14 protein-coding genes are annotated in these 23,359 nt (G+C 71.1%); 8 read left to right on the forward strand and 6 right to left on the reverse strand.

Features of this window, described 5'->3' with window-relative positions; all coding sequences use genetic code 11:
- Positions 1-14 precede the first annotated feature (14 nt).
- Positions 15-974: an electron transfer flavoprotein subunit alpha/FixB family protein gene (locus A9A59_RS03185; RefSeq protein ID WP_098502900.1), complete on the forward strand. Its 960-nt coding sequence runs from the start codon at positions 15-17 to the stop codon at positions 972-974.
- A gap of 65 nt (positions 975-1,039) precedes the next feature.
- Here the strand turns inward: A9A59_RS03185 and A9A59_RS03190 are convergent, their stop codons facing one another.
- Positions 1,040-2,260, reverse strand: coding sequence for an MFS transporter (locus tag A9A59_RS03190; RefSeq protein ID WP_098502901.1), 1,221 nt, complete (start codon positions 2,258-2,260; stop codon positions 1,040-1,042).
- 156 nt (positions 2,261-2,416) lie between these two features.
- On the opposite strand from A9A59_RS03190, the gene A9A59_RS03195 reads away from it, so the two are divergent.
- Together A9A59_RS03195 and A9A59_RS03200 are read left to right on the forward strand one after the other, a co-directional pair.
- A complete protein-coding gene (locus tag A9A59_RS03195) occupies positions 2,417-4,474 on the forward strand; it encodes a protein meaA (RefSeq protein ID WP_278286768.1) in 2,058 nt (685 codons plus the stop codon).
- Positions 4,471-5,430 (forward strand): ArgK/MeaB family GTPase, encoded by a 960-nt coding sequence (locus A9A59_RS03200; protein WP_098502903.1) that lies wholly within the window; start codon positions 4,471-4,473, stop codon positions 5,428-5,430. Before A9A59_RS03195 ends, A9A59_RS03200 begins: the two co-directional genes overlap by 4 nt.
- 13 nt (positions 5,431-5,443) lie before the next feature.
- Here the strand turns inward: A9A59_RS03200 and A9A59_RS03205 are convergent, their stop codons facing one another.
- From A9A59_RS03205 to A9A59_RS03215, 3 genes are all read right to left on the reverse strand, one after another.
- Complete coding sequence (locus A9A59_RS03205) at positions 5,444-5,977, reverse strand: hypothetical protein (protein ID WP_098502904.1); 534 nt, start codon at positions 5,975-5,977, stop codon at positions 5,444-5,446.
- Between the two features lie 139 nt (positions 5,978-6,116).
- Positions 6,117-7,223 carry a glycosyltransferase family 4 protein gene (locus A9A59_RS03210; RefSeq protein WP_098502905.1) on the reverse strand — a complete coding sequence of 369 codons (1,107 nt, stop codon included), beginning with the start codon at positions 7,221-7,223 and terminating at the stop codon, positions 6,117-6,119.
- 109 nt (positions 7,224-7,332) lie between these two features.
- Entirely contained in the window at positions 7,333-9,489 is a 2,157-nt protein-coding gene (locus A9A59_RS03215) for an amylo-alpha-1,6-glucosidase (RefSeq protein WP_098502906.1), read from the reverse strand.
- 139 nt (positions 9,490-9,628) lie between these two features.
- On the opposite strand from A9A59_RS03215, the gene A9A59_RS03220 reads away from it, so the two are divergent.
- Positions 9,629-10,516, forward strand: a complete 888-nt coding sequence (locus A9A59_RS03220; RefSeq protein WP_098502907.1) for a major capsid protein — start codon at positions 9,629-9,631, stop codon at positions 10,514-10,516.
- A gap of 43 nt (positions 10,517-10,559) precedes the next feature.
- On the opposite strand, the gene A9A59_RS03225 is transcribed toward A9A59_RS03220, so the two are convergent.
- Entirely contained in the window at positions 10,560-12,893 is a 2,334-nt protein-coding gene (locus A9A59_RS03225; RefSeq protein WP_098502908.1) for a sensor domain-containing diguanylate cyclase, read from the reverse strand.
- 122 nt (positions 12,894-13,015) lie between these two features.
- On the opposite strand from A9A59_RS03225, the gene A9A59_RS03230 reads away from it, so the two are divergent.
- The 3 genes from A9A59_RS03230 (at position 13,016) to A9A59_RS03245 (ending at position 22,215) form a co-directional block, all read left to right on the forward strand.
- Positions 13,016-14,329 carry a phage terminase large subunit family protein gene (locus A9A59_RS03230; RefSeq protein ID WP_098502909.1) on the forward strand — a complete coding sequence of 438 codons (1,314 nt, stop codon included), beginning with the start codon at positions 13,016-13,018 and terminating at the stop codon, positions 14,327-14,329.
- 710 nt (positions 14,330-15,039) lie between these two features.
- The gene (locus A9A59_RS03235) at positions 15,040-20,769 is read left to right on the forward strand and encodes a choice-of-anchor K domain-containing protein (RefSeq protein ID WP_098502910.1); all 5,730 of its coding nucleotides are present in this window, start codon (positions 15,040-15,042) and stop codon (positions 20,767-20,769) included.
- A gap of 408 nt (positions 20,770-21,177) precedes the next feature.
- Complete coding sequence (locus tag A9A59_RS03245; protein ID WP_098502911.1) at positions 21,178-22,215, forward strand: Gfo/Idh/MocA family protein; 1,038 nt, start codon at positions 21,178-21,180, stop codon at positions 22,213-22,215.
- Between the two features lie 153 nt (positions 22,216-22,368).
- Here the strand turns inward: A9A59_RS03245 and A9A59_RS13960 are convergent, their stop codons facing one another.
- Entirely contained in the window at positions 22,369-22,683 is a 315-nt protein-coding gene (locus tag A9A59_RS13960; protein ID WP_098502912.1) for a hypothetical protein, read from the reverse strand.
- Between the two features lie 160 nt (positions 22,684-22,843).
- On the opposite strand from A9A59_RS13960, the gene A9A59_RS03255 reads away from it, so the two are divergent.
- On the forward strand, positions 22,844-23,140 hold the full coding sequence (locus A9A59_RS03255; RefSeq protein WP_098502913.1) for a helix-turn-helix domain-containing protein: 297 nt from the start codon (positions 22,844-22,846) through the stop codon (positions 23,138-23,140).
- The last annotated feature ends 219 nt before the right edge of the window (positions 23,141-23,359 follow it).

Genomic DNA, 23,359 nt, shown 5'->3' on the forward strand with positions numbered 1-23,359 from the left:
GAGGAGCACGCACCATGGCAGGAATCCTGGTCATCGCAGAAGCCAACGAGGGGGCGCTGGCCCCCATCTCGGGCGAGCTCCTCGGTGCTGCCCGCAAGCTCTCCGCTGAGGGCGCCGGCAGCGTCACCGCCTTCATCGCCGGCGGCGAGGCCCTCGGTAACGAGCTCATCGCCCTCGGCGCCGACGCCGCCATCGTCGATACCAACCCCGCCCTCCAGGGCGCCCTCGCCGAGGTCTACCTCCCCGCCGTCCAGGCCGCCCTCCAGCAGTCCGGCGCCGATATCGTCCTCATCGGCCAGACGGCCCTCGGCCGCGATCTCGGCCCCATGCTCGCCTTCGCCCTCGATACCGCCGTCTCGATGGAGACCGTCGACCTGAAGTACCAGGGCAAGCTGATCGCCACCCGCTCCTGCTACGGCGGCAACGCCCGCGCCGAGGTCTCCTTCAAGAACGCGCCGGCCATCGCCACCGTCAAGGCGAAGTCGTTCGACGCCCTCGCACCCGATGCCTCCCGCACCGGCACCGTCACCACCATCGACGTCGCCGGCGAAGCCCGCATCAAGATCCTCGGCGTCCAGAAGGCCGAGAGCACCGGCATCCGCCTCGAGGATGCCCCGGTCGTCGTCTCCGGCGGCCGCGGCCTCGGGGACCCCTCCGGCTTCAAGATGCTCGAAGAGCTCGCCGCCCTCCTCAAGGGCGCTACCGGCGCCAGCCGCGCCGCCTGCGACCTCGGCTGGTACCCGCCGAGCCAGCAGGTCGGCCTCACCGGCAAGGTCGTCTCCCCGAACCTCTACATCGCCGTCGCCATCTCCGGCGCCAGCCAGCACATGGCAGGCATGGCCGGCTCGAAGAACATCGTGGCGATCAACAAGGACCCCGAGGCGAACATGGTCAAGGTCGCCAAGTACGCCGTCATCGACGACTACCGGAAGGTCATCCCGGCCCTGATCGAAGAGATTAAGAAGCTCGGCTGAGCCGCCGGCTCCCGGTGCAGCCCAGGGGGGCGGGGGGATGCATCCCCCGCCCCCTTTGCGCTATTTCACCGCCGCCCGCGGCCGAAGGCCAGCCACGTCACCGCCGCGCTCGCGAGCAGGGCCGCCGCAGCGCCGCGGAATGCCAGTTCGTACCCCGCCGGGGAGGTGCTCGCCAGCCCGATCGCCGCCGGGCCCGCTGCCCGGCCAGCCGCCACGAAGAGTGCCTGCAGTCCGATGAGCCGCCCGAAGTACGGGCCCGCGAACCGCTCGGAGGTGACCAGGGCCCGCAGCGGGTAGATCGCGCCGAAGACCGTGCCGAACAGCCCGACCACCACCCATACCTGCCACCACGCATCGGCCACGGTGGCCGTCGCTGCCGCCCCGGCGACACCCGCAAAGCAGATCGCCAGCATCGCCGGGCTCGAGACCCGTCCCGAGAGCATCGGGAGGAGCAGCCGGGCCGGCAGGCTGACGATGCCCGTGACGGCGATGGCCCAGGCCACCCCGCCCGGCGAGAAGCCGCGGCCTTCGAGCCCCGCCACCAGGTGGAACTGGAATCCGCTGAACGCCACCGTCGCAACGAAAAACGCGAGGGTGAACAGCCAGAACGCCCCGTCCGCCTGGCGGACTCCCGCCGCTGTCTCCCGGAGGAAGCTGCGCGGCGCCAGGCGCTCCCCCGTCGGCCCGGCCGGCTCCCGGATGACCGCCGGGACCGCCGTCCCCACGGCGAGCAGCATCCCGCCCAGGACCGCCATCGCCGCCCGCCAGCCGAGGCCATCGACCAGCCAGCGCGTCAGCGGCGTGAAAATCGTGATGCTGAAGCCGCTCAGCAGCGTCAGCACGCCGTACGCCCGCGGCCGCTCCTCCGCCGGGAACCAGCGGTTCATCAGCACATACACCGGCTCGTAGAACGTGGCCGCCATCGCCGGCCCGAGGACGGCCGCGAGGACCGCGATGAACTGCCACGCCTCCTGCGCCGTCCCGAGCAGCGCCAGCCCGGCGCAGCCCAGCACCGCGCCGCCGGCCATCAGCCGGCGAGTCCCCAGCAGGTCGGCCACCGTCCCGGCAAAGACCCCCGACACGCCGCTCACGAGCAGCGCGGCGCCAAACCCGGCAGACACCACGCCCGCGCCGAACTCCCCGGCCGGCCCGCTCGCCGTCACGAACACCGAGAACGCGTACGACAGCGTCCCGTAGCTGGTGTTGATGAACAGCGCAGCGGCAGCAACCTGCAGCCACTTGCGGGAAACGACGGCGCGTCCCGTGCGTGCCAGCGCGACCTGCATCGCCGGATACAACCACAGCCCGGCCGCTATCGCAATTCTCCGATGTTCGAACAGCGCGTTCGGACGTACGGCCGCGCCTGCGCTACCATAAAGCGCGCATCTGCTGCTGGCGCTTTCGCCAGCCCCGGCAGCGAACCCTGGCCCCGGAGAGAACGCGTGAACTCACCGAACGACCCCGGGCAGGCCCCCGCCGAGCGCCTGCCCCATCGCCTCTACGACGCCGACGGCAACCCGACGAAAGACCGCCCCTGGATTTTCCGCACCTACGCCGGGCACTCCAGCGCCGCCGCCTCCAACGCGCTCTACCGGAAGAACCTCGCCGCCGGGCAGACCGGCCTCTCTGTCGCCTTCGACCTGCCGACCCAGACCGGCTACTCCTCCGACCACCCCCTCGCCCTGCCCGAGGTCGGCAAGGTCGGTGTGCCCATCAACACCATCGACGACATGCACCAGCTCTTCGAGGGCATCCCCCTCGCCGAGATGAACACGTCGATGACCATCAATGCCACCGCGATGTGGCTGCTCGCCCTCTACATCGGCGTCGCCCGCGAACGTGGCGAGGACGTCCGCAAGCTCCAGGGCACCACCCAGAACGACATCATTAAGGAATACCTCGCCCGCGGCACCTACATCTTCCCGCCCGAGGCGAGCCTCCGCCTCATCGCGGAGATGTACGAGTACTGCCTCGATAACCTGCCGAAGTGGAACGCCTCCAACATCTGCAGCTACCACCTGCAGGAGGCCGGCGCCACCCCCGTCCAGGAGCTCGCCTTCGCCCTCGCCAACGCCATCGGCGTCCTCGATACCATCCGCGAGCGCGGCGTCGTCCCCGCCGACCGCTTCCCCGAAGTCGTCGGCCGCATCTCCTTCTTCGTGAACTCCGGCATTCGGTTCATCGAAGAGATGTGCAAGATGCGCGCCTTCGTGGAGCTCTGGGACGAGATCACCCGCGACCGCTACGGCGTGACCGACCCGAAGCTCCGGCTCTTCCGTTACGGCGTGCAGGTCAACTCCCTCGGCCTCACCGAGCAGCAGCCCGAGAACAACGCCTGGCGCATCCTCATCGAAGCCCTCGGCGTCACCCTCTCCCGCAAGGCGCGCTGCCGCGCCCTCCAGCTCCCCGCCTGGAACGAGGCCCTCTCCCTCCCTCGCCCGTGGGACCAGCAGTGGTCGCTCCGCCTCCAGCAGATCCTCGCCTACGAAACCGACCTCCTCGAATACCCCGACATCTTCGACGGCTCCGTCGTCATCGAATCGAAGGTCGAAGAGCTCAAGCGGCAGGCCCGCGAGGAGATCGCCCGCATCGAAGCCATGGGCGGCATCCGCGCGGCCGTCGAATCCGGCTACCTCAAGTCCCAGCTCGTCCGCTCCATGTCTGAGCGCGTCAGCAAAATCAACTCCGGCGAGCTCGTCATCGTCGGCGTCAACCGCTGGACCGACGGCCTCCCCTCGCCCCTCCTCACCGGCGAGGACGGCGGCATCTTCAAGGTCGACGAAGCCGAGACCCGCCGCACCCTCGAAGCGCTCGCCGCTGTCAAAGCGAAGCGCGACCCGGCCCGGGTGCAGGCCGCCCTGAAAGCCCTCGAAGCCGCGGCCCGCAGCGGCGCCAACCTGATGGAGCCCTCCATCGAATGCGCCCTCGCCCGCGTCACCACCGGTGAATGGGCCGATACCCTCCGCGGCGTCTTCGGCGAGTACCGCCCGCCCACCGGCGTTGAAGGCCAGCGCCTCTACGTCGATAGCGACCGCGTCGCCGAGGTCCGCCGCCGCGCCGAGGAGTTCGTCCGCCGCACCGGCCACCGCCCCCGGATCGTCGTCGGCAAGCCCGGCCTCGATGGCCACTCCAACGGCGCCGAAGTCATCGCCGTCGCGGCCCGCCACTGCGGCTTCGATGTCGTCTACTCCGGCATCCGCCTCACGCCCGAGGAGATCGTCCAGAGCGCCGTCGAAGAGGCCGCCGATGTCGTCGGCCTCTCCATCCTCTCCGGCTCCCACCTCGACCTCACCCGGCAGGTCATCGAAGGGCTGCGGGCCGCCGGCGCCGGCGACTCCATCCCCGTCATCGTCGGCGGCATCATCCCCAGGGACGACCACGAGGCGCTCCGCGCCCTCGGCGTCCGCCAGGTCTTCACCCCGGCCGACTTCGACCTCGCCGACGTGATGAGCCGCATCATGGACGTCGTCGAAGAACAGGCCGGCGTCCGCGCCCGGTGACCGCCCCCGCGCTCGACGAGCTCATCGCCGGCGCGGTCGCGCTCGAAAAGTGGCCGCTCGCCCGGCTCGTCCGCCTCTTCGAGGACGCGCGCCCCGAGGCCGTGCCCGGGAAAGCGGCCGCCATCGCCGCCCTCGAAACCCACGGCGCCCTGCCCCGCGCCATGGTCGCCGGCTTCACCGGGACCCCGGGCAGCGGCAAATCTACCCTCGTCGGCGAACTCGCCGCCCGCATGGTCGCCCGCGACCCTGCTATCTCCGTCGCCGTGCTCGCCATCGACCCCTCCAGCTACCGCTCAGGCGGCTCCATCCTCGGCGACCGCACGCGCGTCCACTTCCCTATCGGCGAACGGCGGCTCTACTTCCGCTCCCAGCCCTCCGACCGTGAGCTCGGCGGCATCGGCCGGGCCACCTACCCCGTCGTCCGCGTGCTCGAGCGGCTCTTCGATTACGTCTTCGTCGAAACCGTCGGCATCGGCCAGAGCGAAGTCGAAGTGGAACGCCTGGCCGACCGCGTTTACCTCGTCCTCCAGCCCCTCGGCGGCGACCACATCCAGTTCATGAAGGCCGGCATCATGGAGGTGCCCCACGCCTTCATCCTCAATAAATGCGATGTCGGCGCCGCCGCCCGCCGGAGCTACCACGCCCTCCGCGCCAGCATCGACTTCGCACGCCCCGGCGAGGCGTCGCCTCCGCCGATCTTCCGCACCAGCGCGCTCTCCGGCGAAGGGCTCGACGACGTCCTAGCCGACCTCGTCGCCCACCGCACCCTCCGCGATGCGGCCGGCCGCCGGGAACGCGACCGCTACTTCTTCGAAAAGTGGGTGCGCGACGAGTACGGCCGCTTCGGGCTCGACCTGCTGGAGCGCCAGGGCGGCGCCGAGGGGCTGCTCGCGCGGGCCGCGACATTCGAAGCCGCCCAGGCCGCCTACCGGCCGCCCGTCGCCCCGCCCGGCTGAGGCCGGCCCCGGCTCACGGCCCGCAGGTAACCACTGCGGTGTGCTCGCTGCCGCGGTCCAGCTCCAGCCGGGTCTCCCCGGCTTCCAGCAGCTCCTCGCCATCGAAGGTGACTGAGACGAGCGGGCGCGAGTAGGTCACCGACTGGTCGACGAACCGCCAGCTGAAGCGCGCCTCGCCCTGGCGGATGTCGACGGTGTAGCTTCCCGCCGGGACACGGTAGGTGCCGGCCTCCCCCGGGCCAATCGCCCGCGCCGGCACCGCGAACACGGGCAGCAGGTTGATCAGCCGCCGAACCAGCCCCGGCGGCGGTGCAATCGGGTCGCAGCCGGCGTTTTCGAGCCGGACCTCCGCCGACCCGACGGCGAAGCTCGCGACGGCCAGCGCCCCGCCGACCACCACCGTGGCCGCGATCAGCAGCGCGAGCAGGAGCGAGATGATCCGCGCCGCGAGCGGCCAGGCAACCCACCAGCCGAGGATCGGCAGGATGGGCGGAACGAAGGGCGTCGGTCGCCCGGGTGAGCCGGGCAGGACGAGCGGAGCGGGCATCGGGCGGCCTCCATGGTACGGACTGAGGCCTTCAGTTTCCGCCAGCCCGGCAGCCCTGCGGAGGGCCGACCGGGCCCCGCCGCGGGGGCCGGCTGCCGGACCGCCATGCCGCCACAGCCCGCAGCCTTCAGCCCTCGCGTCAGGCCCGGCCTGCGCCGTCGGTGCGGCCGTCGGCCGCATCCAGCGCCAGCGGGAGCTGCGCCGCAGCCTCGCGCCGGCCGCCTTCCGCGAGGATGGCGCGGTAGAGCTGCTCGTGCCGGAGCACGTTCAGCGCCGCGCTGAAGTGCCGCTCCACCCGCCGCCGGCACTCCCGCCGGTCCAGCTCCTTCGCCCGCCAGGCCGCCTCCGCAGCAGCGTCGATGTCCTCGCAGATGATGCCGGTCACGCCGTCCTGCACCACCTCCGGCACCGACCCGTTCCGGAAGGCGATGACGGGCGTGCCCGTGGCCATCGACTCGATCATCACCAGGCCGAACGGCTCCGGCCACTGGATGGGGAAGAGCGTGGCGAGCGCGTCGCGGTAGGCGCGCAGCTTCTCCTCCGTCGGCGGCTGCTGCTTCACCTCCACATCGAGCCCGCGCAGCCGCGGGCGCACCTCCGCCTCCCAGTACTCGTGCTCGATCGGCTCGTTGATCTTGACCACCATCAGCAGCGGCAGCCCGGCCCGCCGGGCGATCTCGATCGCCTGCACCGGACCCTTCTCCGGGTTGATCCGCCCGCAGAACAGCAGGTACTCCCCGGGCCGGTCGCTAAAGGGGAACGCCGCCGGGTCGATGCCGTTGTGGATGACCGTCGCGTGCACCCCATCCGGCAGGGTCGAACGCTGGTGGTGGCTGATCGCGACGAGGTGCAGCCGCCGGCCGAGGTCGGCAATCAGCCCGCGGTTGTCAGGCGTCACCGGCCCGTGCACCGTGTGAACCACCGGAACCGGCACCGCGGCGCCCACGATGGGGCCAAGGAAGGTGTGGTCGTGGATGATGTCGAACTCGCGCCAGCGGTCGTAGGCGGCGAGCACGTGCCGCGCCTCGACTGCGGCGTTGCCGAGCAGCTTCGATGGCGGGTCCGGGAAGGTCGTCACCAGCCGCGCCTCGGTTCGTGAGCCGCCCGCGGCGAAGAGGGTCACATCGTGGCCGCGCCGGGCCAGCCCGTCCGCGAGGTAGCTGACCACCCACTCGATGCCGCCGTAGCCCGTCGGCGGAACGGCGAACCACGGCGGCGCAACGATGGCGATCCGCATCGTCTCCATCTCGCATCCCTCGGGTTCGAACGGTTCTCTGGCGCGGGCCGCCCCGGCCGCGCCTTACCACCATTCTTCGTTCGCTATTGCGAAGACGTCAATACCGCGTCGGCTGCCGCTACCGCGGCCACCGGTCGGAGAGCACGATGGCGAGGTCGCCCCGCACCCCTTCGACCTCCACCGCGACCCCGGCCGCGCCCCGCCGGAAGGCGAGGTCGACCCCGGCGCCGGCCACCCGGAGGTTCCGCAGCCGCACCCACTCGACCATCCCCGGCAGCTGCGGGCGGGTGATTGCGAGCGTGCGCGGCCCGGCCGGGCGCACCCCCAGCATCGTCGCCAGCACGAACGGCAGGCTCGCCGCCGACCACGCCTGCGGCCGCGAAGCGACCGGGTACGGCGTGGGCACCAGCCGCAGCTCCCGCGGGTCGCCGCAGTACAGCTCGGGGATGCGGTAGGCCGGGAAGGCGAGCGCCGCCTCGATGAACGCCGTCCCCAGCGCCCGCGCAAGGTCGTCGAAACCGTGCCGCCGCAGCCCGGCGAGCAGGATCGCGTTGTCGTGCGGCCAGACGGAGCCCGTGTGGTAGCCGAGCGGGTTGTAGCCAGCCACCGACGACGCCAGCGTCCGTACGCCCCAGCCGCTGAACAGGTCCGACTGGAAGGCGCGGTCGGCGAAGGCGGCCGCCCGCGCGGGCAGCGGGTCGCCCAGCCAGAGGAGGTGGCCCGGGTTCGAAGCCGGCGTCGGCACCGGCGTCCGCCCCCGCTCGAGGCAGAGCACGTAACCGAGGGCATCGTCGCCGAACCGCTCCTCGATGAGCGCCGCCAGCCGGCCGGCGGCAGCTTCGGCGCCGTCGGCGGGCTCGCCGCAGAGCGCCGCCATCCGCACGAACGCCCGCAGCGCCGCCAGCGTGTAGCCCTGCACCTCGACAAGGGCAATCGGCGGCTCGGCGAGCCGCCCATCCGGCCAGCGGATCGCGTCGTGCGAGTCCTTCCACCCCTGGTTCTCCAGCCCCGCAGGAGACTCCCGGGCATAGGCCACCACGCCCCCGTGCCGCTCCAGTTCGGCCAGGCACCAGCGGGCCGCCGCCCGGAGGTTCGGCCAGAGCCGCTCGATCGCCGCCCGGTCGCCCGTCCAGGCCAGGTACTCCTCAGCCGCGACCAGGAAGAGCGGGGTCGCATCGATGCTGCCGTAGTACCGGCCGAAGGGCACCTCGCCGATGCGCGCCAGCTCGCCCCAGCGCAGCTCATGGGGAACCTTGCCCGGGGCTGCGTCGCTCGCAGGGTCGTGCTCCTCCGCCTGGTAGCGGGCCAGCACCTCCAGCGCCCCGCGCAGCAGCCGCGGCGCCCACGGCGCCAGGAACATACCCGTGACCAGGCTGTCGCGCCCGAACAGCGTATCGAACCAGGGCACCCCGGCCGCGATGAACTCCGTCCCGTCCACCCCCGTCCGCAAGGCCCGCACATCGAGCAGCGCGCGCTCCACGGCGTCGTTCAGCGGCTCGTAGTCGCACTGGAAGCGCGTCGCCTCGTCGAGGAAGGTCCGCTCCTCGCGCTGCACCCGCGCAATCACCTGCGGCACCGGCTGGCGCTCCCCCGGTTCGCCCGTGCTCACCCGGATGTCGAGCACCACCGTCTCCCGCGGCTCCAGCACGAGCCGGTAGAGCGCCCCGCCGGCGCCGATCGACGAAGGCGGCGGGTCGAACCGCACCGAGGTCGTCCGCACCGTGCCGTCGGCCCCCGCGTACCGGAAGCGGATGCCCGTCCGCCCCGCCTGCGCATCCACCGGCGGCCGCGGGCTCCGCCGCTCGAAGCCGCGGACCTCGAAGATGTCGTGGAAATCAGCATCGACCTCGAGCCGCACCTCGACCGCCTGCGGGTCCGGGTGGTAGTTCGAAACGGTCAGGCTCTCGACGAGCCCCCGGCCGAGCACCCGCCGGCGGCGGATGACGAGCGCCCGCGCCGGAACCACCCGCCCGCCCGGTTCCGCCATCGCCGGGTTCGTGTACACGGCCGAGAAGATCGCGCCCGACTGGCTCGCATCGAGCAGGATCGGCGCCACGCCGCCCAGCGTCAGCCGGAAGCGCGAGAGGTGGCGCGTGTCGCAACGGTAGAGCCCCGTCGCCTCGTGCTCCTCCGCATCGATATCGCCGCCCGGCAGCGCCACGAGCGAAACGCCGTCGTTCCGAAGGATCACGCAGTCGGTAATCGAGCCCGTCGGCTGCGGTTCTTCGCCGACCGGCAGCCAGCCCGCCGCGGGGATCGGTCGCGCCTTCGACATGCCTGCTTCGCGGGAAATTCTCCCCCGCAGCCCGCGCCCGGTGAAGGGCAGCGCCCGCACCCGGTGACACCTCCCCCTCGGAGCTCCGCACCCGCCCCCGCACGCTGACCCCGAACTTCACACGGAGGTCAGCACCACCTTGGCACTCACCCTCATCGAAGCCGCGAAGCTCAGCAACGATACCCTCCTCGCCGGCGTCATCGAGACGATCGCGCAGGAAAGCCCCGTCCTCCAGCGCCTCCCCTTCATCGAAATCGTCGGCAACGGCCTCACCTACAACCGCGAGAACGTCCCCCCGTCGGCCGCCTTCTACGATGTCGGCGACGACTGGGACGAGAGCACCCCCACCTTCACCCAGGCCACCGCCACCCTCAAGATCCTCGGCGGCGACGCCGACATCGATAACTTCCTCAAGGCCACCCGCTCCAACCTCCAGGACCTCGAGGCCGCCATCGTCCAGCTCAAGGCGAAGGCCGTCCAGGCGCTCTTCGACGATACCTTCATCAACGGCAACGCCGCCGCCAACCCGCGCAGCTTCGACGGCATCGACCGCCTCTGCGACCCGGCCCAGGTGGTCTCCATGGGCCCCAACGGCGGCACCCTCACCCTCGCGAAGCTCGATGAGCTGATCGACCGCGTCCGCGGCGGCAAGCCCGACCTCCTCCTCATGAGCCGCCGCTCCCGCCGCACCCTCAACGAGATCGCCCGCGCCTCCGGCGGCTTCCTCGAAGCCGACCGCGACGAGTTCGGCCGCATGGTCCAGTACTACGACGGCATCCCCATCGGCCTGAACGACTACATCGCCGACGACCAGGCGGTCGGCACCAGCACCGACTGCAGCACCATCTACGCCATGCAGTTCGGCGAGGGCGGCCTCGCCGGGCTCACCGCCCCCGGCGGCCTCACCGTCGAGCGGGTCGGCAGCCTCGAAACGAAGGACGCCAGCCGCATCCGCGTGAAGTGGTACGCCGGCCTCGCCCTCTTCAACTCCGTCAAACTCGCCAAGCTCGTCGGCGTCCGTCCGTAACGCCCCCGGCTCCAACCGCGGCGGGGTGAGCGGCCCCGCCCCCTCAGGCCGCCGCCAGCCGGTGGCGGCCCGCCTCCTTCGCCCGGTAGAGCGCCCGGTCCGCAGCCTCGTACGTGACCGAGAGCGCGTCGAGCGGCCGGTCCTCCGGGGCCGGCTGCCACGGCGCAAACCCGCCGCTCACCGTGACCTGCAGCTCGAGCCCGCCCCCGATCGCCACCGGTTCGCGCGCGACCTCGCCCACGCACCGCAGCGCAATCTCCTTCGCCTCCGTCGCCGGCACCGTAAAGAACACCGCGAACTCCTCCCCGCCGATCCGCCCCACCACCCCGGCCTCCCCGGCCGCCGCCTCCAGCCGCCGCGCGACCTCCCGCAGCACCACATCGCCCGCCGGGTGCCCGTACGTGTCGTTGATCTTCTTGAAGTAGTCGATATCGAAGATCGCGATCGCCGTCGGCGAGTGGATCGCCGCCTGGTGGAACCACGCCCGCCGGTTCAGCGCCCCGGTCAGCGCATCATGGTTCGCAAGGTATTCCGCCTCGATCCGCAGCCGGTCCAGCTCCGCAGCCTGCTCCTCCAGCGCCACCGCGTTCGCCCGCAGCACCTCCATCGTTTCCTCCATCTCCTCCTCCGCCCGGACGATGTCGGTGATATCCCGCGCCACGACGTAGCTCTCGTCGTCCGTCGCCGCGGAGGCGTTGAACGACACCCAGCGCCAGCTCCCGTCGGCATGCCGGAACCGCCCACGCAGGTCGCACGCGTCCCGCCCTTCGAGCACCGCCCGCGCCCGCGCAATCTGCTCCTCCCGGTCGTCGGGGTGCACGAAGTGCCACAGGCTCTGGCCGATCAGCTCCTCCGGCTTCCACCCCAGCGTCCGCTCCCAGGCCGGGCTCACCCGCTTGAACCGCCCCCGCCCGGTCACGATCGCCAGCATATCGATCGAGTAGGCGAACACCCGGTCGCGGTCCCGCTCGGCCTCCCGTTCGGCCGTCACATCCCGCCCGATGAACACGAACCCGCCCGGCGCCCCGCCCTCGCCCGGCAGCGCCGAGATCGTCACCCAGATGGTCAGCAGCTCCCCGCCCGGCCGCCGGTAGAGCCACTCCCGCTGGATGCTCACGCCCGGCCGCAGCTCCGCGATGAGCGCTGCCAGCCCCCGCCCGGTGCCCAGCGCAGCCAGGTGCCCCACCGACGGCAGCGCCCGCAGCTCCTCCGCCGACATCCCGAGCAGCGCCTCCGCCGCCGGGTTCGCCCGCGTGATCCGCCCCTGCCCGTCGGTCGCCAGGATCGCCAGCCCCGCACCATCCACGATCGCCCGCTGCAGCGCCAGCGCCTCCCCCAGCTCCTTCGTCCGCCGCGCCGCCAGCGCCTCCGCCCGGCGCCGCCAGGTCACCAGCAGCCACGCCGTCCCCGCCAGCAGCACCGTCAGCAGCGTGCCTGCCGCGGCCACCGTATCGGCCAGCGCCGCGTTGCTCACCGGGAATGCCGCCCCCGGCCGCACCTCCAGGCGCACCACCCGGCCGCCCAGGACCGCCCGCCGCACCGCCAGCTCCTCCCCGGCCTGGCCCCCCGTCGCGAACAGCATCGGCCCCTCGGCAGCCGAGTCATCGAACACCGTAATCTCCACCTCCGGCGCCATCACCCCGAGCGCCGCCCGGTAGAACTCCTCCTGCGCGAACACCGCGAACACCCACCCCGCAGTCGCCCGCTCCCGCCCCTCGGCGTCGAACGGCGCCGGCCGCTCCCCGTACACCGGCACGAAGAGGATGAACCCCGGCGCCCCGTCGCGCACCAGCGGCACCGTCCCCGTCATCTGCATCGACCCGGAGCGCGCCGCCGCCAGCGCCGCCGCCCGCTGCACCGGCGCGCCATCGAACCGCACCCCCAGCGAACCCCGGTTCTCCTCCAGCGGCTCCACGTACTGCACCACCCACGCCGGCCCGGCCGCCGGCCCGCTCCCCGGCACCGGCCGCACCTCCGCCGGCGTGCCCCCCGGCCCCAGCCGCGCCGCAAACGCCGGCAGCTCCGACTCCGGCACCACCGCCGCGTACCCCACCGACCGGAACCCGGGGTACCGCTGCCCCACCCGCATCCCCTCCACGAACCCGCGCCACTCCTCCGCCGTCACCTCCTCCGAGGCGCCGAAGAGCGCCGCCCCGCCGAGCAGCACGCTCTCGTAGGCCGCCAGCCGCGTCTCCAGCCGCTGCACCGCCTGCGCCGCCTCCGCCGCCAGCCGCTCCCGGTCCCGCGCCGCGCCCTCGGCCTGGAGCTGCGCCGTCAGCAGCGCCGTCGCGATGACCCCCGCGGCAGCCACCGCCAGCGGCAGCACCGGCCCGCGCCCCAGCGCCCGCAGCAGCCACCCGAAACGGCCCCCTCGCACGCAGTCTCCCCTCCGGCGGAGCAGCCTCCGCCCTCTTTCCTTACGTTTCGGCACGCAACCGCCCGCGCTGGAGTGCCTCCGGCCCCTTGGCGCTCGCCCGCCGCCCCGGCCACCTTCGCCCCATGGCCGCCCCGCTCCTCCGCCCCTACCAGCGCCGCGTCTTCCTCCCCCTCTGCCGCGGCCTCCTCACCGTCCGCCACGAGCAGTTCACCCTCCTCATGCCCCGCCAGTCCGGCAAGAACCAGCTCGCCGCCACCATCGTCACCGCCCTCCTCCTCGCCCACGCCCGCCGCGGCGGCAGCATCGTCATCTGCGCGCCCACCTTCCGCCCCCAGGCCGCCATCAGCCTCGAACGCACCCGCGCCATCCTCGAACCCGCCGCCCGCCGCGCCGGCCTCCAGCCCCGGGTCGAGGAGCACCGCATCCGCTGCGGCAACGCCGAGGCCGTCTTCCTCTCCGCCTCCGGCCACGCCCAGGTCGCCGGCCACACCGCCAGCATCGCCCTCCTCGCCGACGAAGCCCAGGACATCGACCCCGACTGGTTCGACCGCCAGTTCCGCCCCATGGCCGCCTCCACCGGCGCACCCGCCCTCCTCTTCGGCACCCCCTGGGATGGCGACTCCCTCCTCGAACGCGCCATCGCCCGCAACGCCGGCCGCACCGCCGCCGGCCTCCCCCTCCACTACTCCGTCTCCTGGCAGGAGGTTGCCCGCGACGTGCCCATCTACGGCCAGTATGTCGAACGCGAACGCCAGCGCCTCGGCGCCCAAAACCCCCTCTACCTCAGCCAGTACGAACTGATCGCCTCCCGCACCAGCGCGCGCCTGCTTTCTGCCGAGGCCCTCGCCCGCATCGAAGGCAGCCACAGCCTGCTCGAAGGCCCCCGCGCCGGCGAACGGTACGTCGCCGGGCTCGACCCCGCCGGCGCCGGTCCCGATGCCACCGTCCTCGCCATCGGACGGCTCCAGCCCGGCCGCCGCCTCGAAATCGTCGCCTTCGAAACCTGGCAGGGCGCCGACCTCGCCGGCTTCGCACCCCGCGTCGCCAGCATCGCCGCCCGCTGGGGGCTCGAACGGCTCGCCATCGACGCCACCGGACTCGGCCAGCCGCTCGCCGCCGCGCTCGAACCCCACCTCGGCCGCGCCCTCCTCCCCGTCGCCTTCAGCCAGCAGACGAAGAGCGCCCTCGGCTGGGAGCTCATCGCCGCCTGCGAAACCGGCCGCCTCGCCCTGCCCTCGCCCGCCGGGGGCCAGCCCGCCCTCCTCCAGTGCTGGGAGGAGCTGCGCGCCTGCCGCCGCAGCCTGCGCATCGGCGGCATCCTCCACTGGGAAGCCCCCGCCGGCCAGCACGACGACTTCGTCGCCGCCCTCGCCCTCGCCCTCCACGCCGCCGGCGCCCTCCCCCAGGAGCGCACCGCCCGCGGGAGAAGGAGCTAGAAGGGAGGAGGGAGCCCCTCCCCTCCATACCTCCCCCCAGGGAAGAGGGATGAGATGCTCTCCCTCCTCCCTCCTCCCTCCTCCCTCGGGGCGGGGCCGGAGCGGCCGCGGGGCTTCCCCTCCCTCCTCCCTCCTCCCTGGGGTGGAGGGGCGGCCGGGCGGGGCTCCCTCCTCCCTTCTCCCTTCTCCCTCCTCCCTCCTCCCTGGGGCGGTGCCGGTGCGGCCGCGGGGCTCCCTCCTCCCTCCTCCCTCCTCCCTCCTCCCTCGGGGCGGGGCCGGTGCGGACGCAGGGCTCCCTCCTCCCTCCTCCCTCGGGGCGGGGCCGGGACGGACGCGGGGCTCCCTCCTCCCTCCTCCCTCGGCGGGGCGGCCGGGAGGGAAGGGGCCAGGCTTCTAACAAATTTCCTACTGACACGCATCAGGGATTTCCCGTATTCTCTCCATCGTGTTCACTATTCCTTCCCCTACCGTGGGGAAGCGTGACACCCGCGGGGCAGCAGCGTTGCCGCCCGGCGGACCGTCAGCGACCAGGCCGTTTCCGCCATGTAAGGCGAGAGCGGCGCCAGCAGACAGAAACCTTGGAGGCAGCGAGAGAGCACACGGACTGAACACGACGGGGGTCTGACAGCGCCGGGGAGGAAACAGCGCGCGACCTTCACCACCACACCGCCGGCACGGGACAGCCGGCCAACGCGAGGACGGAGGTATCAATGACACTCGCACTCTACGGAAAAAGCCGACGGCGCCAGGGCGCACTTCTTGCCGCCGCCCTCCTCGCCGTCCTCATCGCCACCATCGGCGCCCTCGTCGCACAACGCGACGCCCGGGCGATCGACCTCGTAAGCGCCAGCGGCACCTGGACCGCCACTATGCCGCCCTACACATGGCTTACCTGCGGGCATGGGCTGAACACCGACACGATCCGCTGGGGCAGGACATCTGATTCCGGCTGCGGAGACGTCAACAACCGCTCCGGCTACAACTGGACCGGCAACTCGGTCTCGAACATCAGCTTCGGGTCGGAATTCTTGCTCGGCACGTTTATCCATTACAACAATCCGATCTGGGGCACATCGCCGACGTCGGTCACCCTGGGCCTGCAGCTCGTCTTTACCAGCCCGAACCACACCGTCAACCTTTCGGTGCAGTTCCAACATCATGAGACGGACAACCTTGCCGACCCGTGCGCTTACTCCGGCCCGGGCATCGACAACTCGGAGGGCTGCGCCGACCGCGTCCTCCTGCCGTCGCTCGCAGATCAGCCGTTCCAGATCGGCGACAACCTTTACATCCTCGAGTTCACCGGCTTCAACCTGCTCTCAAGCCCGTCGGACTCCTGCCCCGCGACGAAGAACGAGGGCGGCTTCTCGCAGACCAACATCGACCGGCTCTACACGAAAGAGGACGCCACCAACAAGGCCTGCGTCTACGCGAAGCTGACGCTCAAGCAGCCGGTCGTCACCGTGGAGAAGTCGGCAGTCTCCGGCTCCGTCAGCGTCGGGAGCGACATCAAGTTCAAAATCACCGCGAAGAACTCCGGCCAGCCGGACGCGACTGGCTGGACGCTCACCGACACCCTCCCGAGCGGCTATACCTGGACCGTTGAATCCCCGGCGAGCGGCTGCAGCATCTCCGGGACGACGCTCACCTGCAGCAACATCACCATCCCCCGGGGGACGCCAAACCAGCCCGGAACATTCGAGGTCGTGGTCAAGGCATCGACGAAGGGCAAAGGCTGCGGCACCGTCACCAACGACAAGGCGACCCTGACCAAGGGCAATGAAACGCGCGAGTCCGGCTCCGCCTCCGTCCAGGTGACCGGCTGCGGCACCATCATCATCAAGAAGGTGGTCGCCGGCCAGGGCTCCAGCCCCACCGACACGTTCACCGCTGCGGTAAATAATGAGAACGGTTCCGCCGGGGACAAGAGCGGCATCAGCTTCAGCCAGAGCTCGCCGTACACCCACACCTTCGGCGGCCATAGTAGTGGCAATGATTTCATCGTCACGGAGACGGCGCTCCCGGCCAACTACCAGCTCCTCGCCACTTGGGAAGGCAGCGGTAACGCGAATTGCCCGGCTGTCGGCTCGAACAAATGGGACTCCAACAACCCGCAGAACGGCGAGCGCATCACGAACCTCGGCAGCGACACGAAAACGGTCTGCTTCCTGAACGTCAAGGTCACCGCAACAAGGTGCACCGACCTTGGCCTCACGCTGATCGACAAGTTCAACTTCAACAACAACACCTACCAGTGGGAGAGCGGCAGCGGTACACCCGGCCGGCAGGTCACCATCTTCGGCGGCACCGCAACCGGCGGCAGCTGGACCTCGACGGTCCCGATCGGCGCCGTCATCGTCAAGGGCGGCTCCGGCCCGGTGGCGTATAAGATCTTCCCCTTCCCGCCGCCCTATCCGGCCGACACCATGATCGGCAGCTTCGATAACACGGGGCTCGTCAACTGGGGCGGCAACACCCCGGCCGTCTCTCACGTCGAGTTCTGCCAGCGCACCTCGACCCCCAAGGGCAACATCATCGTCGGCAAGGTGAAGGACCCGACCGCCGGCGTCCCCAACGCCGACGGCTCCCAGTTCAGCGGCACCATCTCCGGGCCGACCAACACCACCTGGGGCCCCATCACCTTCGGCGGCTTCACCAGCGCCATCCAGGTGAATGCCGGCACCACCTACAGCCTCAACGAAACCGGCACCGAGAACGGCTGGACGCCGTACGGCTGGGCCCTCGGCAGCTACACCAACAACCAGGCCGCCTGCCCGAGCGACAAGAACAGCTACACCGCCGGCAGCTCCATCAGCAACGTCACGGTCACTGCCAACCAGACCACCGTCGTCTGCGTGATGAACACCAAGACGGCACAGACCCCCAGTATCTCCAAGACCAGGGCGACCGAGGGTGTCTCCGGCGGCTACGCCTACTGGGACATCAGCGTCGCCAACCCCGAGAACTTCTCCCAGACGGTCGAGATCCACGACAGCGGCGCTACCTACGTCAGCCACAGCGGTGGCACCTGCTCCGACACCGACTTCTCCGACGGGAAGATCACCTGCTCGGTCAACGCCAACGCCACGCTGACCGTCAAGGTGAAGAAGGCGGTCACGCCGCAGTGCAAGCCCACCGAGGTCAACAACACCGCCGCGGTGTACCTCGTGCCGGCCAACGGCGGCGAGAAGACGCTCATCGGCAGCGCCGGCGGCGATAACGACACCAAGTACACCATCCCCGCCGACGAAAAGAAGTGCGGCCTCCCCACCATCACCAAGCAGGCCAGCCAGGCCTCCGAGGTCAGCGACCCTGCTGACATCGCCTGGGTCGTCACCGTCACCAACCCGAACGGCACCAACGGCATCACCCGCAACGTCTGGATTAAGGACCAGAACGTCACCGTGACCTCCGGCCCGGCCTACACCGGCAAAGCGGAATGCAAGCCGGACAGCGGCCAACCGTTCGAGCAGGCGCTGACCAGCGCGAACGGCGTCTACTGCACCATGCCCGCAGGCTCCAGCATCACCTTCACGGTCAAGCCGGCCAAGACTCCCGAGCGCGCCTGCAAGGACCAGACGTTCACCAACACCGTCGAGCTCTACCTGGCAGGCGACCCGCCGACCAGGCTCGGAGAGGCTTCCTCGACCATCACCCTCCTCGGCGACCCGAAGCTCTGCACCAGGACCATCAAGGTCTGCAAGATCCTCGAGGACAACCGCGACGGGTACAAGCGGCCGGCAGGCACCTTCACCCTCACCGTCAACGACGGCAGCCAGACAACGCAGCACGCGCTCGATGCCGCCGAGGGCGGCCAGCCCGCCTGCACGGCCGTGACCGTCCCCGCGAACGCCACGATCACCGTCGGCGAAACCGCCACCCGCCCGGCCGACTGGAACGGCGACGCCGACGGCTACCCGAAGGTTACCCAGGACGGCTACACCTTCACCGTCACCAACAAAGAGAAGCCGATCGAGGTGACGGTGACCTTCGTCAAGAAGATCTGCGAAACTTTCAAAGACGTCCCGAAGAACCCCGGGACCGACTACGTCCACGTCGGCGCGCCCGTCGTGCAGGAGACCGTGGCGGCGCTCGGCGATACCGAAGGCAAATGCACGACGGTCAACGACTGGGAGTTCGAGATCTGGTCCTCGACGACGTCGAACCCGTCGTGGCCGGCAGACACTCCCTCGGGTGGGGCTCTGCTCCAGAAGGCCGGGGTCGGGCCGAACGTGCTGAATTCGGACGCACTCACCGAACTCCTCAACAGCCCGTCTAAGCGGCTGTTCGTCAAGGAGAACTACCAGGCCGGCTACATGTTCGCCGCGCTCAAGTGCGAGGGCGACACCTACAACAACGACAACTGGGAGTGGATTTTCTGGAGCGCGGCGAAGGACGGGCAGGTCACCTGCACTGCCTACAACGTCCCCGCCACCAAGACCATCACCATCACGAAGACCTGGGTCGGCGACAGCAGCATCACCGAAGAGGACTACCCGACCTTCCAGGGCCTCCCGGAAGGTGTTACGTGCACCGGCCCGCAGCCCTCGTCTCCGTCCGGCACCCCGCCGGTCGTCACCGGCACCTGGACCTGCACCGTGCCCTACAGCTGGGAAGGCCAGGTCACCGAAGTGCCCGCCACGGGGTGGGAGCAGTGCACCTACCCGGAAGCGGTGCCGCTGAATGGCGGCCGCGAGCAGGCTCTCCAGGCTGCGACCATCGTGCCCCTCGACACCTGGCTTTTCACGAACTGCAAGCAGCCGTCCATCGTCGTCAAGAAGGTCGTCACCAACGTCGAGAACGACACCACCCAGTTCACCGTCACCCTCACCGGCGGCGAGAGCTCCCAGACCGGCCAGATCGCCGAAGCGGGCCCGGTGAACGCCAGCTTCACCAACCTCTCGATCACCAACAATTACACCGTCACCGAAAGCGGCCAGAACGGCTACCAGGTCCTCGGCTGGGCGTTCGCCAACGACGGCACCTGCCCGGCGCAGCCGACGCAAACCGGGGCAACCGCCAACGTTGGGTCCCTGAACGCCGGCGAAACGAAGACCATCTGCTTCTACAACGAGCGCTTCGGCAACGTCGTCGTCGATAAGCAGGCGCCCGCGGGCGCCGTCACCCCCGGCACCACCTTCGAGTGGACCATCTCGGTCAGCGTCGCCAACGGCCCGACCTCCTCGGTGCTGACCCTTACCGACACCCTGCCGGCCGGTTTCACCTACGGCACGCCGACCGCCGACTCGCCGCTGAGCTGCACGCTCACGGGCCTGTCGCTCTCCTGCACGCTCCCGCAGGGCACAGGGATCGGCACCTACAAGGTCACCATCCCGGCCACCGTCCCGACCAACGACTTCGACGTCTGCGGCGAGACGACGAACACCGTCTCCTTCTCCGGCGCCGGCACCCAGGGCACCGACAGCGCCGCGGTGGACATCGGCTGCGTCGCCAGCGACGGCCGCATCCTCGTCCGCAAGGTCGTGAAGGGCCAGCCCGGCGACACCACGTCGTTCACCGCCGAGCTCACCGGCCCCGGCATCACCGGCACGGCCACCCAGGATTTCAGCCAGCAGACGCCCGGCCTCTTCCCCGGGCTCTCCGCCGGCACCTTCACCGTCAGCGAGGAGCCGAAGGACGGCTACGCCTACCTCGGCTGGGCCTACGGCACCATCTCCGGCGATAGCGTCACCTGCCCGGCCAACCCGACCGGCACCGGCAGCGCCACCGCCACCCTGAGCAATATGTCGCCGCAGGCCGCCATCTGCTTCTACAACGAAGCGCGCGTCACCATCCGCGTCCACAAGACGCTCAACGTCGTCGGCTTCACGTCCGACGGCCAGGGCTGGGAGTTCACCCTCACCGGCTGCGGCATCACCCCGCAGAAGAAGACCACCGACGCCAGCGGCATCGCCGAGTTCACCGACCTGCCGCCGGCCATCGGCTGCCAGTACACCGTCACCGAAACCGTCCAGCCCGGCTGGACCCCGCAGTTCGTCTCGCAGACGGCCCAGCCCGTCGCGGGCGGCCAGGTCGTCACCCTCGAGTTCCTGAACATCCGGAACTTCGACCCGCCGTGCGTCGACCCGAACGACCCGCGCTGCGAGCCGCCGCCTCCGCCGAGCACGCCCACGCCCACGCCGACGACGCCTGAGACGCCGACGCCGACGCCGACAGGCGCCACGTCGACGCCGACCCCGACGGGCACGACCCCGCCGACCAACACCCCGACCGCGACGCCGACGAACACGCCGGTGACGCAGGTCGCGGGTGAGCGGACGCCGGGTCCGGGCGCCTCGCCGACGCCGCTGGCGCCGGCCACGGGCTACGGCTTCGGCACCGCCCAGGGCGGCATGAGCCTCCTGCTTGTGCTCGCCGGCCTGGTCAGCCTCAGCCTCGGCCTCGGGTTCCTCGCCCTCGGCCGGCGCACCAACCGGTAACGCCCCGGCCGGCAGCCGCCGGCCCCGCTAACCCCACCGCGAGGCCCCGGGAACCCCACCCGGGGCCTCGCCCCGTTTCGAGGGAGGAGGGAGCCCCGCCGTTCCCCTTCTCCCCGCCCAGGGAGGAGGGAGCCCCATCCCCTCGCCAGCCGCCCCGCCGCGGGAGGAGCTTGGAGGTTGGAGCTTGACCCAGCCGGCGCCGTCGTGACACTCGCTCCCAGCTCCCCGCTCCCCGCTCCCAGCTCCCCGCTCCCCGCTCCCGGCTCCCGGCTCCCGGCTCCCGGCTCCCGGCTCCCAGCTCCCAGCTCCCACCTCCCAGCTCCCACCTCCCACCTCCCAGCTCCCCGCTCCCAGCTCCCAGCTCCCACCTCCCAGCTCCCCGCTCCCTTCTCCCTCTAAACTACGCCCATGAGCACCATCCGCATCGGCCTCATCGGCGCGGGCGCCAACACCGCCGCCCGGCACATCCCCGGCTTCCGCCGCATCCCCGGCGTCGAAATCGTCGGCGTCGTCAACCGCACCCCCGAGAGCTCCCGCCGCGTCGCCGACCAGTTCGGCATCCCGCGCGTCTTCGAATCCCCCGAAGCCGTCTGCGCCGACCCCGAAATCGACGCCGTTTGCATCGGCACCTGGCCCTACAAACACCGCGACTACACCATCATGGCCCTCGAAGCCGGCAAGCACGTCCTCTGCGAAGCCCGCATGGCCATGGACCTCCCCGAGGCCCTCGAGATGCTCGCCGCGGCGCAGCGCCGCCCGGAGCTCGTCGCCCAGCTCGTGCCCGCCCCGTTCGATTTCCGCCTCGGGCCCACCATCACCCGGCTCATCGCCGAAGGCGCCCTCGGCGAAGTCCGCGAAGTCACCGTCCGCGTCCTCAACGGGCAGGGGCTCGATCCCCACGCCCCGCTCCACTGGCGGCAGCGGCGCGACTACTCCGGGCGGAACGTGCAGATGTTCGGCATCTACGTCGAAATCATCGAGCGGTGGCTCGGCCGCCACGCCGGGAGCGTCACCGCCGACGGCGCCATCCTCATCCCCGAGCGGCGCGACCCCGAGACCGGGCAGATGGCGCCCGTCACCGTGCCCGATACCTACGTCGTCTGCGGCGAACTCGCCCGCGGCGCGCGCATCACCTACCACCTGAGCACCATGGCCGCCGGCGCCGAAGCGAACGGCATCGCCGTCCATGGCACGAAGGCGGTGCTCCGCTGGCGCCCGGATGACACCGCCGAGGTCGTCACCTTCGGCCAGCCGCACGGCCACCCGCTCGAACCCGACCCCGGCACCGACCGCGGCTGGCGGGTCGAAGAGGACTTCATCGCCTCCATCCGCGAGGGCGCGCCCGTCCGGCTCACGAACTTCGAAGACGGCGTCGCCTACATGCGCGTCGTCGATGCCGCCCACCGCAGCTGGGAAGAAGGCCGCCGCCTCCCCCTCGGGGAGTAAGGGAACCCCCCACCGCCGCCGCCCCTCCCCCAGCTTGGAGCTTGCCCCCGCCCGTCCACACCTCCTTCCCCAGCTTGCAGCTTAAGGCCTCGAGTCCGGCTGCCTTTGACCTTCAACCTCCCAGCTCCAACCTCCAAGCTCCCAGCTCTGAGCTCACTCCTCCCAGTACCTCCTCCCGAACAGCTCCTCCGCCAGCGCCGCCTCCTCCGCGTCGCGCGGGGGCAGGCCGTGCATCGCCAGCCCCAGCACCTCCGCTTCCCGCAGTGCCCGGTCCCGGTCGAGCGGCGCCTGCCCGGCGGCGAACACCAGCCGCAGCGCCGCGATGATCGCCTGCGCGCGCGGCGGGTCGCACTCCTCCCGCCAGAGCGCATCGATCACGTTCCATGCCGCTGCGAGCGGGTCGCGCTCCGAAACCGGCCGCCGGCGGCGGGCGCCCGGCTCCCCCTTCGAACGCCGTTCCGTCGTCATGCCCCGAGCGTCGCGCCCGCGGCGCAGCATCCCCCACGCCCCGCTGGCACCCGCGGCACCTGCTGACGACTTCGCTCCCCGGCGACAGCCGCCGCTTGGCACGAATAGAACATCCGTTCTACGCTCAGCGGCACACATCCACCACGAGAGGGGGCCTGAGATGTCTGAGCCGCTTCCCCGGCCCGCCCGCTGCGACGCCCTGCCCGAGCACACCGACTACCGTGATACGGGCTGTGACCTCGCGCCGTCCTGCCTCGCCTGCCCGCTGCCGAAGTGCCGCTACGACCTGCCAGGCGGCCTCGCCGCCATGCTCCGCTCCAGGCGCGATGCCGCCATCGCCGAAGCCGTCCGCCGCCGCCACCTGCCCATCGACGACGTCGCCGAGATGTTCGGCCTCTCCCGCCGGAGCGTCTTCCGCGCCCTTCGCCGCGTCGAACGGCCGGGCCGGCAGCAGTGAGCCGCCGGCCCGGCGCAGGAGGCGTCGGGGGCAGCGCCCGCGCGGGCGGGACATCCCTTGCAGGCGCCGCCGGGGAGGAACCCTCCGATATGACATTCGGCCGGGTTCGCCCCGTACAACGCAGCAACATTGCAAAAGTTATTGTCAAAATTCCGCGGCAACGGACCGCGCCCGGCCTCCTGGCCCCCGTACCACCGCTCCGCCCGGGGCGGTACGCTG

The organism is Tepidiforma thermophila, assembly GCF_002563855.1.
In the GTDB taxonomy this organism is placed as follows: domain Bacteria; phylum Chloroflexota; class Dehalococcoidia; order Tepidiformales; family Tepidiformaceae; genus Tepidiforma; species Tepidiforma thermophila.